17 protein-coding genes and 1 tRNA gene are annotated in these 15,977 nt (G+C 38.2%); 13 read left to right on the top strand and 5 right to left on the bottom strand.

Annotated features, from left to right (window positions below; translation table 11 throughout):
* Positions 1–56 precede the first annotated feature (56 nt).
* From OZZ83_RS05480 to OZZ83_RS05470, 3 genes are all read right to left on the bottom strand, one after another.
* Positions 57–755 (bottom strand): type 1 glutamine amidotransferase, encoded by a 699-nt coding sequence (locus OZZ83_RS05480; protein ID WP_002310101.1) that lies wholly within the window; start codon positions 753–755, stop codon positions 57–59.
* Positions 748–2,100 (bottom strand): Mur ligase family protein, encoded by a 1,353-nt coding sequence (locus OZZ83_RS05475; RefSeq protein WP_002310102.1) that lies wholly within the window; start codon positions 2,098–2,100, stop codon positions 748–750. Before OZZ83_RS05475 ends, OZZ83_RS05480 begins: the two co-directional genes overlap by 8 nt.
* Positions 2,101–2,321: 221 nt before the next feature.
* Positions 2,322–3,722, bottom strand: a complete 1,401-nt coding sequence (locus tag OZZ83_RS05470; RefSeq protein ID WP_025478092.1) for a TrkH family potassium uptake protein — start codon at positions 3,720–3,722, stop codon at positions 2,322–2,324.
* 160 nt (positions 3,723–3,882) lie between these two features.
* Between OZZ83_RS05470 and OZZ83_RS05465 the strand changes: the two genes are divergently transcribed.
* From OZZ83_RS05465 to lepB, 4 genes are all read left to right on the top strand, one after another.
* Entirely contained in the window at positions 3,883–4,620 is a 738-nt protein-coding gene (locus OZZ83_RS05465) for an epoxyqueuosine reductase QueH (protein WP_002310105.1), read from the top strand.
* A gap of 124 nt (positions 4,621–4,744) precedes the next feature.
* Entirely contained in the window at positions 4,745–5,224 is a 480-nt protein-coding gene (locus OZZ83_RS05460) for a hypothetical protein (RefSeq protein ID WP_002310106.1), read from the top strand.
* Positions 5,221–5,988 (top strand): DUF6681 family protein, encoded by a 768-nt coding sequence (locus OZZ83_RS05455; RefSeq protein WP_002310109.1) that lies wholly within the window; start codon positions 5,221–5,223, stop codon positions 5,986–5,988. The genes OZZ83_RS05460 and OZZ83_RS05455 overlap by 4 nt, the downstream gene beginning before the upstream one ends.
* 173 nt (positions 5,989–6,161) lie before the next feature.
* On the top strand, positions 6,162–6,731 hold the full coding sequence (lepB, locus tag OZZ83_RS05450) for a signal peptidase I (protein WP_002316795.1): 570 nt from the start codon (positions 6,162–6,164) through the stop codon (positions 6,729–6,731).
* Between the two features lie 121 nt (positions 6,732–6,852).
* Here lepB and OZZ83_RS05445 read toward each other — a convergent pair whose 3' ends face one another.
* The gene (locus OZZ83_RS05445; RefSeq protein WP_002314093.1) at positions 6,853–7,455 is read right to left on the bottom strand and encodes a class I SAM-dependent methyltransferase; all 603 of its coding nucleotides are present in this window, start codon (positions 7,453–7,455) and stop codon (positions 6,853–6,855) included.
* Between the two features lie 320 nt (positions 7,456–7,775).
* On the opposite strand from OZZ83_RS05445, the gene OZZ83_RS05440 reads away from it, so the two are divergent.
* The 7 genes from OZZ83_RS05440 (at position 7,776) to upp (ending at position 14,782) form a co-directional block, all read left to right on the top strand.
* Positions 7,776–8,360 (top strand): thymidine kinase, encoded by a 585-nt coding sequence (locus tag OZZ83_RS05440; protein ID WP_002291517.1) that lies wholly within the window; start codon positions 7,776–7,778, stop codon positions 8,358–8,360.
* A 2-nt stretch (positions 8,361–8,362) separates the two neighbouring features.
* A complete protein-coding gene (gene prfA / locus OZZ83_RS05435; protein ID WP_002291519.1) occupies positions 8,363–9,436 on the top strand; it encodes a peptide chain release factor 1 in 1,074 nt (357 codons plus the stop codon).
* Positions 9,429–10,268, top strand: a complete 840-nt coding sequence (gene prmC / locus OZZ83_RS05430) for a peptide chain release factor N(5)-glutamine methyltransferase (RefSeq protein WP_002310113.1) — start codon at positions 9,429–9,431, stop codon at positions 10,266–10,268. Before prfA ends, prmC begins: the two co-directional genes overlap by 8 nt.
* Before the next feature lie 193 nt (positions 10,269–10,461).
* Positions 10,462–11,487 (top strand): L-threonylcarbamoyladenylate synthase, encoded by a 1,026-nt coding sequence (locus OZZ83_RS05425; RefSeq protein WP_002320384.1) that lies wholly within the window; start codon positions 10,462–10,464, stop codon positions 11,485–11,487.
* 165 nt (positions 11,488–11,652) lie between these two features.
* Positions 11,653–12,897, top strand: a complete 1,245-nt coding sequence (gene glyA, locus OZZ83_RS05420) for a serine hydroxymethyltransferase (RefSeq protein ID WP_002310116.1) — start codon at positions 11,653–11,655, stop codon at positions 12,895–12,897.
* 172 nt (positions 12,898–13,069) lie between these two features.
* Positions 13,070–14,017, top strand: coding sequence for an alpha/beta hydrolase (locus OZZ83_RS05415; protein WP_002314091.1), 948 nt, complete (start codon positions 13,070–13,072; stop codon positions 14,015–14,017).
* Between the two features lie 135 nt (positions 14,018–14,152).
* Positions 14,153–14,782, top strand: coding sequence for a uracil phosphoribosyltransferase (gene upp, locus OZZ83_RS05410; RefSeq protein WP_002291540.1), 630 nt, complete (start codon positions 14,153–14,155; stop codon positions 14,780–14,782).
* A 137-nt stretch (positions 14,783–14,919) separates the two neighbouring features.
* On the opposite strand, the gene OZZ83_RS05405 is transcribed toward upp, so the two are convergent.
* A complete protein-coding gene (locus OZZ83_RS05405; RefSeq protein WP_002291542.1) occupies positions 14,920–15,162 on the bottom strand; it encodes a hypothetical protein in 243 nt (80 codons plus the stop codon).
* Positions 15,163–15,282: 120 nt separating this feature from the next.
* Between OZZ83_RS05405 and OZZ83_RS05400 the strand changes: the two genes are divergently transcribed.
* Together OZZ83_RS05400 and OZZ83_RS05395 are read left to right on the top strand one after the other, a co-directional pair.
* Positions 15,283–15,355, top strand: a tRNA-Thr gene (locus tag OZZ83_RS05400).
* Between the two features lie 138 nt (positions 15,356–15,493).
* Positions 15,494–15,793, top strand: coding sequence for a bacteriocin immunity protein (locus OZZ83_RS05395; RefSeq protein WP_002310121.1), 300 nt, complete (start codon positions 15,494–15,496; stop codon positions 15,791–15,793).
* The last annotated feature ends 184 nt before the right edge of the window (positions 15,794–15,977 follow it).

The raw sequence follows: 15,977 nt of genomic DNA, 5'->3' as shown, positions 1-15,977 counted from the left end.
GATACGAAAAAGGGGAATGTGACGCAACTTTTGTCACATTCCCCTTTTTCGAATAACTAGGCTGTTTGTCCTTCAAGATAGGGCAGGTCCAACTCTTCACCGTAACGTTGTTCTAAAGCTAGGCGAATCAAGCGAGCTGCTAATTTCTCATTTCTTGCAAGGATAGGTCCGTGGAAATAAGAACCGAAGACATTTCGGTAAATGACACCTTCGGATTGATCTTCCCCATTGTTCCCTTGACCTTGTACCACTTTCCCCAAAGGCCGTTCACCTTTACCTAAGAAAGTCCGACCATTGTGGTTTTCAAATCCATAATAAGTTTCATTGAATTCTTCATTATGGATGACAATGTCACCGATAAACCGGTTGTTTTCCTGACTTAATGTGTAGTGATCCAGGGCACTGATACCTTGGATCTTTTCTCCGTTGGCTCCCATGTAGTAGTGACCCAGCAATTGATAACCACCGCAAATGGCTAACATGACACCATCATTTTCGATATAGTTGATCAAAGAATCTTTCTTTTTCTGGATGTCTTTTGAAATGATCAGTTGCTCAAAGTCTTGACCACCGCCAAAGAAAACCAAGTCATATTTATTAGCATCAAAAGGTTCATGTATACTAACGATCTCCGTATGGCAAGAAACCCCCATTTTTTCTGCTACATATTTCAACATCAAAAGGTTTCCGTTATCACCATATGTGTTCATCAAATTTCCATAAAGGTGGGCGATATTGAGTTCATAATTAGCCATGATTCATTCCTCCTTTGATAAATCCTTGAGCCGCTAGTTCTTTACGTAGCTGCAATACAGCAGTGTAAGTAGCTAAGATATAGACATGTTCAGTTGGCAATTCTTTGATTTTTTCGATTACTTCTGGTAATTCTTTTGTTTCTGTCAATTTATTTTCTGGAATCCCGGCAACTTTCAGACGTAAAGTCATATCTGTATGACGATCTCCTCCAGAAATAACGGCTGGGATATCCATATCGGCAAAGTTTTCAAAATTACCATCCCAAATCCAGCTGACATCGATTCCATCTGCGTAATTGGCATTCAATAAAGCTACTAAAGAAAATGGATAAGGAGCTAGACCAATCATATCGATTACTTGATTGATGCCTACAGGATTTTTGACAAGTACTAATGTACATTTCTTTCCATTGATATTGATGACTTCTTGTCGGCCGAACACTTTCTCGTCATATCCTAAACCTTGTTTGATTTTATCAGGATCGACATTGAAGTACTCCGCCACTGCAGTAGCTGCTAAAGCGTTGTAGACGTTATACATACCACCAACTTCGATTCCATATTCATGACCATCAATCACAAAATCTGCTGAAACATTGTCCATCCGTACCATATCAGTCAATCGGTAATCCAGTTCAGGACGTTTGAAGTCACAATTTGGACAGTAATATTTTCCTAAGTTTGCATAAGTGATCATTTTATAATGCAGGATGTGATGACAATTCGGACACAAGACACCGTCTGTATTGTAATGCGCCATTTGTTCACGATCTTCTTCATGGTCAAAGCCATAATATTTTCTAGGATTAACTGTTTCGATCGAATTGAAGATCGGTGAATCACCGTTACTGATAATCGTTGCATTTGGTGACTTTGCGGCACCGTCTACAATCATTTTATAGGTCGTATAAATTTCTCCATACCGATCCATTTGATCACGGAAAATATTTGTAAATAAAAATAGTTCTGGTTTCATATATTCTGTGACTTTGCTCAAACTTGCTTCATCTATTTCTAGGACAGCAAATTTTTTCTGTCCTTTTTTTGGTTTTGCCTGCAAGAAAGTCGATACAATTCCCTGTACCATATTCGCACCAGTAGGGTTGGTTAGAACTTCATCGAATTGCTGGCGCAAAATATTGACTGTTAAAGCGGTAGTCAATGTTTTACCGTTTGTTCCGGTAACAACGACGACTTGGTAGTCTTTTGCCAAGCTATCCAATATATGTGGATCGACTTTCAGCGCTAGTTTACCTGGTAAACTTGATCCGCCTTTAAAAAAAGTTTTTAATGCCCATTGCGACGTTTTCCCAACTGCAATCGCAAAATGACTGCGTATTCCCATTATGTAACCTCCAAAAACGATTTGCTGACGAATAAATTCAACTAATCATACCATATGTTGAAAAAAAGGTTAAATTGCTTTTCTTATTCTTAAGAAAAGGTTACGGCTGAAAGTGCATGAAATCGGAGAAAACCGCATGATTTAAAAAAAACAGCTTGAAACAAAATGATTGTTTCAAGCTGGTGTGATTTTATTATTACTCTTCATCGGTCTTTTCATTATTAACCAATAATGATTTTCTCACTTGGATATTCATAGCCCAGATCTCGGGTTTCTTTTGGTACGAACAGCATCAATGTATACAGCATTCCAATCCGCCCAATAAACATCAGGGCAGCAATCGTGATTTTCCCTACAACAGACAAGTCGCCGGTAATCCCTAAGGACAAACCAGTTGTTCCAAAAGCAGAAGTTACTTCGACGATGATCGAGATCAGTGTTTGTTCCTCTGTAGCAGATAAAAAAACGATACAAAAGAAACACATACCAAGAGAAAGCATAAAGACAACGACTGACTTTCGCACATCATCTTGATCGATTCTCCGTCCAAAAATATTGATATTACCTTCACTCTTGAGGAAGGAGTATAGATACAAACCGATGATTGCTACAGTAGTTGTTCGAATCCCGCCTCCTACAGAACTAGGACTGCATCCGATAAACATCAGTAAAGAAAAAATGATCAGTGTCGTAATCTGAAAATCACCCAAATCGTGAATCTGGAGACCGGCATTACGAGTCGTAATCGAATAAAACATCGAATTGATCCATTTGACACTCATACTGGAATCTTGGAATAAATGGTCCTTTTCCAATAGATAAATTAAGATAGTTCCCGAAACAAACAAGATGACAAAAGCCAACACAGCCAATTTGGTAAACAAGGAAAAACGAAATGGAAGCTTTGCACTGGAACGTTTATATAATAGCCACTCCCGACACTCCATCAATACAGGAAAACCAATTCCGCCGACAAAAATCAAAAACATGATTAGGATTAAGAAAAAATAGTCATGTGCAAAGGGCTTGATGGAATCCCCAGTGACGTCAAATCCAGAGTTCGTGACAGCCGATATCGCCTGATAAAAACCGTAAAAAACGGCATCACGCCAACGATCAAAATAGCCTCTGTAATAAAAATAAATAGAAAAGAATGTCCCAAAAAGTAATTGAAACCAGATTAAAATAGCAAAAGTAATCCGGATCAGTCGGACGATACCAGACAAACGCGGTTGATTCATATCCGTCATGATCAGCTGCCGCTGTTTCAATGTGATTCGTCGTTTAGAAAAAATGACAAAAGCAGTAGAAATCATCATGATCCCCAAACCACCAACTTGAAATAATATTTCCAGCAGTATAATGCCGTTATCATTGAACACAGAATTGATATCAAAAGTCGATAGTCCAGTCACGCTCACTGTACTGATTGCCATGAACAGCATGTCCACAAAAGAAACATGGCTATCTGGTTCGCGAAAAATCGGCAGATAAAATAGAACGAGTGATAAGACCGTCATCAATATATAATAAAAAACGATGATTTGGATCGATGAGAAATGATTAGCAGCAAACTTCTGTCCTCGCCGTTGCAGCCTTCGAAAGAATAAATCAACATGCACAGTACTATCCTCCTGACAATAGTCGTTTCTATCAGTATACAAGGGGAATCAGGAATACTCAAAGAAATTATTGAACAGATAACAATACAGCTTTCGATTAAAATAGAAATGGCTTATAATAAAGCAAATCCTAGAAAAAAGAAGGAGGAGGAATAACAAATTGATCAATGCCCAACAAATCGTAGAAAAAATGAAAAATCAAAAAATAAATTATGATACAGTTCTAAAAAAAATGATCATGCAATGGGAGAAAGAAGAAGTAAAGCCTAAGATATTAATACATACATGCTGTGCTCCTTGCAGTACGCACACGTTGGAATTCATGTCTCAATATGCAGATATCACGTTATTTTTTTCAAATTCGAATATCCATCCTAAAAGTGAGTATTTGCGGAGGTTACATGAACAAAAACGATTTGTAGACCAATTTAATGAGAAAACTGACCATCATGTAGCGCTGATTGTTGATGAATACCGTCCAAGTGAATTCACCAAAATGGTTTTAACAAACCATCTTGAAGACGAAAAAGAAGGTGGTGCTCGCTGCAGTGCATGCTTCAATATGCGATTAGATCTTGTTGCGCAAAAAGCGCAAGAACTAGGATACGATTACTTTGGAAGTGCCCTGACGATCTCACCAAAGAAAAATGCAGCCTTGATCAATCAAATCGGAATGGATATCCAAAAGATTTACGGGACACAATATTTGCCAAGTGATTTCAAGAAAAACAAAGGCTATGAACGCTCTTTGCAAATGTGCAAAGAGTATGATATCTATCGCCAATGTTATTGTGGTTGCGTGTTCGCTGCCAAGCAGCAAGGATGTGATCTGAAAGAAATCAATCGGGAAGCAAAAGCTTACTTAAAAACATCGACCGTAGTTTTTGATGAAAATTAAAGAAATCTTTCGGAAAAACGTAAGAAAAAAATAAAGAATTTATGGTAGAAATAAGGTAGACTGTATAATTTGTCCGTAGTAAAGTAAGAAAACAAGAATAAATTTCAATGAAGGAAGAGATAAGATGCGAAAAGTAGCACCTATTTTGAAGCCAATCGCTGTATTAACAATCTCGACGATTGTCGCGACTACTACAGGTATTGTGAATAGTTCCAGCTACCGTGCACCCAGTTCAAGTTCTAGTACTGTAGAAGAAACAACACCAACTACTTCAGTCTCGACATCTGAACCAACAACAACGGAAAGTTTGAATGAAACCACTACGACAAGTACATGGGACGACACAACAACTAGTTCGTCGTATGATGAGACATATACAACTGACAGCTCAAGCGAAACAAGCAATACGGTACCAGATGGCACTTCATCGGATTCAACCAATCCAAGTACAAGTCCGGATACAAGTGCTAGCTCCGAAACGATACCAAGCAGTACGACTGTAGATGATAACACGCAAAATGATGATGCAGCACGTACAGCACAGCAAAACCAAGATTCAGGAAATACCCAAACGTATAACCAACAAGCAGGTGATTCTCAATGACATTTTTACTAGACCTTATCAATGGGGTGCATAAATTCCTTGGCTATTTAGACATCAGTCCTAAATATCTTAACCGTGGATATACGATTTTAAGTGTGATCCCCACGCTTTATTTATTGAGAATTGTTTATGGACTTTGGCAAAACCAAAACTATCTTCAATTTTTCTTATATGGACTTGCATTTCTAGTGCTTGTTTATTTTACTGTTTTAAATGTATTTTATTACTTTTTAGATAAAAACACGAAAGCCGATGTCACACAGCTTTTTGTGAAGTATTTGCCTGATGAAGCGTTCAACATCCAGACAGAAGAAACAATCAATAATGGAAATTCGATCGATAAAGTGAATACACAAGAGGTCATGGTTTCTTATGACGAAGATTACCAATTGAAATTAGCCGAGAATATGCGGTACTTGATTGGAAATGGTGAGATCAAAATAAATGAACTCGGTCGCATGGATGGATTTCTTGTCGATAGAAATACGTTGTATCCTTATTACTATGTCAAGAAAACAGGAGAGAAAGAGTATGTTCTAAATATTGGACGAAGCTACTCGGACATGGAAAAAGTAGGGACCATTCGGCTGAGCTCAACAGAAGACACATTAGAACCTGTCGGATTGTTCATCGTTGGCGGTGATTTTGTCAAAGACGGGTTGCGTTATCATGAGCCTTATCGCCTGAAATTAATTGCAAAAAAAGCACAATCACAAGAAGAACAAGTTGTTTATAGTCGGAGCCAAAGAAGAAGACATTCATAAGGGGATGTGACATGACTTTTGTCATGCCCCTTTTTTATATAACGAGAAAAATAGAACGAACACGTCACTTATTCTTTCCTTTCATTTATAAACATTGTAGAATAAAGAGAGTACAATGAAATATCGTAAAAAAATGTAATAAATAACGAGGAAATATAAGTAGGAGGTAAGCTGTGAAAGAATTTTTGAAAAATTGGGGGATTCTGATCCTTGTATTAGCGGCTATTTTATTAGCTAGAGTGTACGTGTTTACACCAGTCACTGTAAACGGACATTCGATGGACCCTACATTAAGTGATGGACAACGACTGATTTCATCTAAAATCTCGAACTATGAACGAATGGACATCATTACTACGAAGGAACCAGGGGATGAAGAACGAATGATCGTTAAACGAATCATTGGTATGCCTGGGGACACAGTTAAGATGGAAAATGACCAGTTGACCATTAATGGCAAAAAGTATGATGAGCCTTATCTAGATAAGTTCAAAAAAGAATTTTCAGAAGATAAGTTACAAGGAGAGTATGCTTATAGTTCAGGGTTCCAAGCACAAGCAGAAAGTGCCTCTACCTTTACGAGCGATTTTGAATATACTGTGCCAAAAGGAAAGTATCTTGTTCTGGGTGATAACCGTTTGATTTCAAAAGACAGCCGAATGTTTGGGTTAGTCGACAAAGATATGATCCAAGGCAAAGTTGTTTTCCGCTACTGGCCTCTTTCCGAAATCAAAATCATTTGATGAAAAAATAAAAAGAAGAGGTTGTGACAGAAGTGGTCAGCTTCAAGAAATAAGAAACTGCTTTTGGAACACCGTTTAAACGAAAAAAGAAGCTGTGACATATTTTTGTCACAGCTTCTTTTTAAGCTTTTTGGCTGATGGATAGGAAAAGCGAAGCGTTTTTGTTCATAAATAGCTTTTCTCCACGATGAAAAGTATGACTAGCAGTAGAGACAAAGCCAGTTTTTTTCAATCGATCGTTCAATTCTTCTTGGATAAAGCCATTATGGACTTTCGGATGACTGATTTGTTCATTCTTGTCAAAATCTACAATAATCAGTTGACCGCCAGGAGCTAAAAGTTCGAAAAGTTTCATGAGAATAGTCTTCGTATCAGGAATGTGCAAAAGTACGAGTGATAGAAGGATCACATCTGCTTGGATAGCAGGAAATTCGACAGAAGCATCAGCGTGGATCGTTCGGACATTTTTCAGATCTGCTGCTTGGATCTTTTCTTCTACCATTTTCAACATAGTTTCTGAAGCATCGGCAATGATCAGTTCTTTGAATCTTTCCGCAAGCGGTAAACTCACAAGCCCAGTTCCGCCTCCGTAATCCAGCAGGACTTTTTGGTGGCTGTCGCGCGGTAGATAAGTTGTTAGTTCTTCGCGAATAATCTTGGCTAATGCTTGACGGTCAGGGGAATCATAATGATTAGCGATGGAATCAAAAATATTTTTTGTCATCAAATAGCTCCTTACATAAAACTTTGGAATTTTAACTTATTATAGCACGTGAAAAGAAAGAAAACATGCTATACTCAATTCAAAAAGAAAGTATTTAGCAGATGTACTTATTTTTATAAATCCTAAGAATTTTCAAGGACAGAAATTTTTCTAGAAAGATAAGATAAATGGATCGCCTTATTTAGTTCTTGTCAAAAAATTGGAACAAAAGTAAGCAAGGGATTTGAACGATAATCTGTGCTTGATGAAAATTCTCACTGTAAAAAATGTTGAAAATCAAGTATAATACCATAGGAACAAACTGGAAGGTGAAAAAGAGCATGGCACAACTATTTTTTAAGTATGGCGCAATGAATAGCGGCAAGACAATCGAGATCCTAAAAGTCGCACATAATTATGAAGAACAAAATAAACCAGTTGTCTTGATGACAAGCGGTATTGATACGAGAGATGGTTTAGGCGTTGTTTCAAGCCGAATCGGACTGAAACGTGAAGCAATGCCGATATTTGAAGAAACAGACGTATTTGACGTGATTCAGAACATGGAAAGCAAACCCTATTGTGTGCTGATCGATGAAGCGCAGTTCTTAAAAAAGAAACATGTCATTGCTTTTACGAGAATCGTGGATGAATTGGATATTCCGGTTATGGCGTTTGGTTTGAAAAATGATTTTCGAAACGAGTTATTTGAAGGATCAAAATATTTATTGCTTTACGCAGACAAGATTGAAGAAATGAAAACGATCTGTTGGTTCTGCCACAAAAAAGCAATCATGAATTTACATTATATTGATGGGAAACCTGTTTATGAAGGCGATCAAGTGCAAATTGGCGGAAATGAAGCTTATTACCCCGTTTGTCGAAAACATTACTTTCATCCATCAATGATTACAGAAGGAGAATAAGCATGTACGATCAATTACAATCAATTGAAGACCGTTATGAAGAGCTTGGAGAACTTTTAAGTGACCCAGAAGTGATTTCTGATACAAAGCGCTTTATGCAGCTTTCAAAAGAAGAAGCAAACACGCGCGAAACAGTCGAAGTTTATCGTCGTTATAAAGAAGTAGTACAAGGGATCACCGATACAGAAGAACTGCTTGGTGAAAAACTGGATGATGAAATGGCTGAACTAGCAAAAGAAGAATTATCTGAGTTAAAAAAAGAAAAAGAAGTCTTAGAAGAAAAAATCAAGATCTTGCTTTTACCAAAAGATCCAAATGACGATAAAAATATCATCATGGAAATCCGCGGAGCAGCAGGTGGAGACGAAGCAGCCTTATTCGCGGGTGATCTTTTCAATATGTACCAAAAGTATGCTGAAGCACAAGGTTGGAAAACAGAAGTGATGGAAGCAAATGTTACCGGGATCGGTGGATACAAAGAAGTGATTATGATGATTACCGGAGAGAATGTTTATTCGAAATTAAAATATGAAAGTGGTGCACATCGTGTCCAACGTGTTCCTTCAACTGAATCGCAAGGGCGTATCCATACTTCCACAGCGACAGTTGTCGTGATGCCAGAAGCTGAAGAAGTAGAGATCGATATTGAAGACAAAGATATCCGCACAGATATCTATCATGCTTCAGGTGCTGGCGGACAGCACGTCAATAAAACAGCATCTGCGGTACGTTTGACTCACTTACCAACAGGGATCGTCGTTGCTATGCAGGATGAACGTTCTCAGATCAAGAACCGTGAAAAAGCAATGAAGATCTTGCGTGCTCGTGTGTATGATAAGATCCAACAAGAAGCACAAAGTGAATATGATGCCAATCGAAAATCAGCAGTCGGAACTGGGGATCGTTCAGAACGGATTCGGACGTATAATTTCCCACAAAATCGCGTGACTGATCACCGTATCGGATTAACTATCCAAAAATTAGATCAGATTTTAGCAGGGAAATTGGATGAAATCGTTGATGCATTGATCATGTATGATCAAACATCAAAACTGGAAGCTATGCAAAATGGGTAAAATGACCTATCGAGAAGTCCTGTCACGGGCTTCTTCTTTTTTAGAGGATCATGGAAAAGAAGCATACAGTATCCAATTTTTATTTTTGGAACGAAAACAATGGAAAAAACTTGATTGGCTCCTTCATATGAACGAAGAGATTTCAGAAGAAGAACAACAGTTGATCGAAACAGATCTGCGACTTCTGCTTGCAGATCATCCGCCTCAGTATTTGCTAGGATACGCAGATTTTTATGATCATCGGTTGAAGGTAACCGAAGCAACACTGATTCCTCGACCAGAAACAGAAGAGTTAGTGGAGTGGTGTTTAGACGAGACGCCTGATGTACCATTGGAAGTGATAGATATCGGGACAGGGACTGGGGCGATTGCTATTAGTTTGAAAGCAGCAAGAAAAAATTGGCATGTATCTGCCGTAGATCTTTCTGAAGAAGCATTAGAAGTCGCGAAAGAAAATGCTCAGCACGAAGGAACGAAAATCAGTTTTTACCATGGGAATACATTGGAACCAGTACAGGATCGGCGATTTGATGTGATTATTTCTAATCCGCCGTACATCAGTCGGAATGAATGGGAACTGATGGATGAAAGTGTCCGGTCATTCGAACCTAAGATGGCCCTTTTTGCGGAGAACGATGGATTAGCTGTTTATGAAAAAATAGCAGTTGAAGCACCAAGCGTACTAAAACCAAATGGAAAGATTTTTTTAGAAATCGGATTTCGCCAAGGTGAAGCAGTAAAAAAAATATTCCAGCAAGCATTTCCAGATAAAAAAGTGGCGATAAAAAAGGATCTTTTTGGTAATGAACGAATGATCCAAGTCTACAGTTGAAGCTGTGGATGAAAAAATTTTTATTTGTTTTTTTATTATAAAAAAACACTAATTTGACAAGGATGTAAACGACTTTTTGGCTTATCAACAAGTTTATCCACTATTGACAAACGAATGATCCACAGTCAGTGGAAAACTTGAGGATAAAGTTGGATAAAACAAGAACGTATGAAAAAGGGGTTGTGGATAAACTGTGGAAACGAAACGTTATGATGAAACTGAATTAAAAGAGGCAGCCAAAGCACTGAAAGCAGGAGAACTTGTTGCTTTTCCTACTGAAACAGTGTATGGATTGGGCGCCAATGCTCTATTGCCAAATACTGTCAAGAAAGTGTTTTCTGTAAAAGGAAGACCTCAAGACAATCCATTGATCGTCCATGTCGCCTCTTTTGAACAAGTAAAAGAGTATGTGGACAACTTTCATCCAGAAACAGAGAAGATTGTGAAGAACTTCTGGCCTGGACCACTAACTTTGATATTTAAAATCAAAAAAGATACCTTGCCCTCAGTTGTAACAGGAGGATTATCCACAGCTGCATTTCGTATGCCGGATAACAAAAAAACACTAGAAGTAATCGAACTTTCAGGGGTTCCGCTTGTCGGTCCAAGTGCAAATACGTCGGGAAAACCAAGTCCGACAACTGCAGATCATGTATTCCATGATCTACAAGGAAAAATTACCGGGATCATTGATGATGGAGCTACGCGAATTGGAGTAGAATCCACTGTTCTTGATTTAAGTGATCCAACAGCCATGCCTATGATCTTACGACCAGGTGCAGTAACGAAAGAACAAATCGAAGCAGTCATCGAATCTCCTGTTGCTATTGATCAGCATCTTGTAAAAGAAAATGAAACACCAAAAGCGCCTGGGATGAAATACAAGCACTACTCACCCGATACACGTGTTCTGATGGTCAGAGAGGGCGATTGGTCAACTGCAGTTCAATGGGCAAAAAATAAGAAGATCCGTGTAGGTGTCATAGCAAGCCCCGAAATTTCGGATCAAGTGCGGACAGATACTGCAGCTGTTTATATGTATAACGACAACTCAGTAGAAGCGGCGGCTAAAGGATTGTTTGCAGGTCTAAGAGGATTAGATGAACCAACACTTGGGTTAGATTTGATTTTTGTACAAGTATATCCAGAAACTGGATTGGGGAATGCTTATATGAATCGCTTGAAAAAAGCAGCTGGACAAAATTATTTTGAAAAATGATCAATTGGTTATTGCCGCATTCTTTTAGTATGATACAATGCTATCAAGTAAATCTTCTATCAGTGAACGAAAAACGAAGTGTAAATAGAAGAGATACGAATATTTGGCAATTTGTTTTTGATGGGAAAAATAAAATTGTAGGAAAATAAAAAGGAGCTGTTGTTTGTGGTAGATTACAAAACGTTTGACCCTGATCTTTGGGCTGCGATCGCCAAAGAAGAAGAAAGACAAGAACATAATTTGGAGCTGATTGCCTCTGAAAACTTTGTCTCCGAAGCAGTGATGGCTGCGCAAGGAAGTATTTTGACAAATAAATACGCAGAAGGTTATCCAGGGCATCGCTATTATGGAGGATGTGAATTTGTCGACATCGTTGAAAATTTAGCGATTGACCGTGCAAAAGAATTATTCGGAGCGAAATTTGCGAACGTCCAACCTCACTCCGGCTCTCAAGCCAACACGGCTGCTTATCTCGCTTTGGTAGAACCAGGGGACACGATCTTAGGAATGGATCTTTCCGCAGGCGGACATCTAACACATGGATCACCAGTCAACTTCAGTGGCAAAACCTATCACTTTGTTGCTTACGGTGTTGATCCGACAACAGAAGTTATTGATTATAATGTGGTACGTATTTTAGCTAGAAAACATCAACCAAAATTGATTGTAGCAGGTGCCAGTGCTTACGGACGAACGATCGACTTTGCGAAATTCAGAGAAATCGCAGATGAAGTAGGCGCAAAACTGATGGTAGATATGGCACATATCGCAGGATTAGTAGCAGCAGGACTTCATCCTAATCCAGTTCCTTATGCAGATATCACAACGACTACCACTCACAAAACATTGCGCGGACCTCGAGGCGGCATGATTTTGACAAACGATGAAACATTAGCGAAAAAAATCAATAGTGCGGTCTTCCCTGGTATTCAAGGCGGACCTCTAGAGCATGTGATTGCTGGGAAGGCAGCGGCATTCAAAGAAGCACTAGATCCTGCATTTAAAGAATATAGTGAACAAATCATTGCCAATGCAAAAGCAATGGTCAAAGTATTCAATCAAGCAATCGGAACAAGAGTCATTTCAGGAGCGACAGATAATCATCTGATGCTGATCGATGTTCGTGAGTTAGGTATAAATGGAAAAGAAGCAGAGAGTATTTTGGACAGTGTGAATATCACGGTAAATAAAAACTCGATTCCTTTTGAAACGCTAAGTCCATTCAAAACAAGCGGCATCCGAATCGGTACACCAGCAATCACTACTCGCGGGCTTAAAGAAGAAGATGCTGTAAAAGTGGCTGAATTAGTTGTTAAAGCATTACAAGCAAAAGGCGACAATGCTCAATTAGACGAAGTCAAAACAGGTGTACGCGAATTAACTGAAAAATTTCCATTGCATAAAAAATAAAAATTTAAATTCCATATAATACAATAATACAGAAAAGTTCAATACCGGACTTTTCTGTTTTTTTCTATTTTATTTTTTTATGGAAAACGGATTCTTTGACAATATTGATGATGCTCTCTAGTATATGAGGTGTAATTTTAGTCTTCACATTAAATCTCAGGGAGGAAAAGTCATGACTGATCGTATCTCGTTAGAAAAGGAAGCCATAGCATTCAGTGATGCAAATGCACCTCATCCGCGAATCTATGAACTAGCACCGGAAGAAGGAAGAGCATTACTGGAAGAAGTACAAGAATCACCTGTGAACAAATATTCCGTTGATATTGAAGACTTGATGGTAGATACTGGCGAATGGGGAAAAATCAATATTCGTTTTGTACGACCGGAAGGAAATATAGATAAATTACCAGTTATTTTTTATATCCATGGAGCTGGTTGGGTCTTTGGCAGTACTCAAACCCATGATAAATTGATCAGAGAACTTTCGGTCCGCACGAATTCTGTCGTTGTCTTTCCAGAATATAGTCGATCACCTGAAGCGAAATATCCAATAGCAATTGAACAAAATTATGCTGTGTTGCAACAGCTGAATAAATTAGCCAAGTCAAAAAATCTGGATCTCGAGAATCTAATCGTTGCAGGAGATTCAGTTGGTGGTAACATGGCTACAGTCATGACGATCTTAACAAAAGAACGAAAAGGGCTCCCAATATCTAAACAATTGCTGTATTATCCAGTTACCAACGCTGATTTTGATACAGATTCCTATCATGAATTCGGAGAAAACTATTTTTTGACAAGAGAAGGAATGAGATGGTTTTGGGATCAATACACGACGAATGAGGAAGAGCGTGCTGAGATCACAGCTTCGCCTTTGAGAGCAGAACTGAATGAACTAAAAGATCTACCTCCGGCAATGATTTTGACAGGAGAAGCGGATGTATTAAGAGAGGAAGGCGAGGCTTATGCACGCAAACTTCGTGATGCAGGGGTTCCTGTTACACAAGTACGCTTCCAAGGAATCATCCATGATTTCGTCATGGTAAATGCTATGGATCAGACAAAGGCAACGCGTGCAGCAATGGCATTATCTACTTCTTGGATCATGGAAAAAGAATAAGCTTTGCTTGTCAGCAGGAAAACTTCTTTTCAAAAAAGGATTTTCTTAGGAAAAATGGCGAGTTTGACTAGTCAATCACTTGATTTTGTTTTACAATTAAAAAGAAACGACAGAACAAAGGAGAGCTTAAAAAAAATGGGCAAATTTCAAGTGATCGATCATCCATTGATTCAACACAAACTAACTATTATTCGGGACAAAAACTGCGGAACAAAGGTTTTTCGTGAAGTAGTCGATGAAATCGCTATGTTGATGGCATATGAAGTATCACGGGATATGCCGTTGGAAGACATCGTGATCGAAACACCGATCACTGAAACAACACAAAAAACGTTGTCCGGTAAAAAAGTAGCGATTATTCCAATCTTGCGTGCAGGTATCGGAATGGTTGATGGTATCTTGGAATTGATTCCAGCTGCTAAAGTGGGCCATATCGGTCTTTATCGAGATGAAGAAACGTTTGAGCCACATGAATATTTCGTCAAACTTCCAGAAGACATTGATGCACGTCAGTTGTTCGTAGTAGATCCAATGTTGGCAACAGGTGGATCAGCAATCATGGCAATCGATGCATTGAAAGAACGTGGCGCGTCGAACATCAAATTTGTTTGTTTGGTAGCAGCACCTGAGGGAGTAAAAGCTTTGCAAGAAGCGCATCCTGATATTGATATCTATACAGCTTCTCTAGATGAAAAATTGAATGAACATGGTTATATCGTTCCTGGACTAGGGGATGCGGGTGACCGTTTGTTTGGTACAAAATAAGTAAAATGAAAAAGGATGTGACACAACTTTTGTCACATCCTTTTTTGGTCATTTTTAATGTTTGAGGCAGAGCAGCTTTTTCACAGCTTTCGTTTGTATATAAAAAAACCATCCCAAAAATGCAGAGATGGTCAAATTCAAATCTTTTTAAGTTCTTTGTAGTTAACGATTACTACACCTTTGCTTTGCGTCATCAAGTTCGCATTTTCTGCAGTTTCATCAATCTCAACAACAGCGGAATTTTTCAATTGTTTTGAAATCGTTCCAGTTTGCGGCTTGCCGTGAATCGTGAACATTACGTGAGTATTGATCTTGAATTTTTCACCAATTTCCGATGGTACGATAGTTGTATCAAATTTTCCAAAAGTTGCCATTTTCATAAAACCTGCCTTTCACATCAATTATACCACGTTTTATGAAAAATATCATGAAATTAAACTAATTTTCCATCGAACTCTTTACAATCAGCCAAATAGAGTATATAATTTCTTTTGGATAAGGCCAGCTTAGCTCAGTTGGTAGAGCAACGCACTCGTAACGCGTAGGTCGTAGGTTCGATCCCTATAGCTGGCATAAAGCAAAAGACAGATACCCTGGTTGGGTATCTGTCTTTTTTCTTTATGTCTGTGTGATTTAAAAACCACTAAAAATGGCGTATACTTTGTGTATAGAATGTAGTGGGGAGAAATATATTTCTGGGAGGAAATCGTGATGTCTAAAAGTGAAGAAATAGAAAACATGGTACTAAAATTATATGATCTCGTTTTAAATCCAGAGATCAATGAAAAGGAACGTATACTTCTGATAGAAGCAAAAACAGGCTTAGAAAAAGGTCAGTATTATCCTAAAGTCATGAATAATTTGGAACGTAGTTTACGTCCGTTAGCAATCAAGGGAGAATTGTCTAAAGCAGTCTCACCGTTTTATATGGAGATATCAACAATAGGAAAATTTGAAAAAGAATTAGGTCGAGGAATGGCTTCGGCATCGATTACTTTTGGGCATTTATAAAAATGGATTATTCATCTCAATGAATTAAAAAGTAGCGTCAATCACAGAATACAGGCTAGGTTCGTTTATTTGAACAAAGTCTGTATTTTTTATATTGTGTTTTATTCTTTATTTAATATAAAAACATCTGTTATAAAATAATAATGCTAATTAAAAGAATATTTTATGCAACTATAGTTATTTA

The sequence above is a fragment of the Enterococcus sp. E5-162 genome, from assembly GCF_035725965.1.
Taxonomy (GTDB): Bacteria; Bacillota; Bacilli; order Lactobacillales; family Enterococcaceae; genus Enterococcus_B; species Enterococcus_B lactis.
This window is presented reverse-complemented; position numbering and strand designations above follow the sequence as displayed.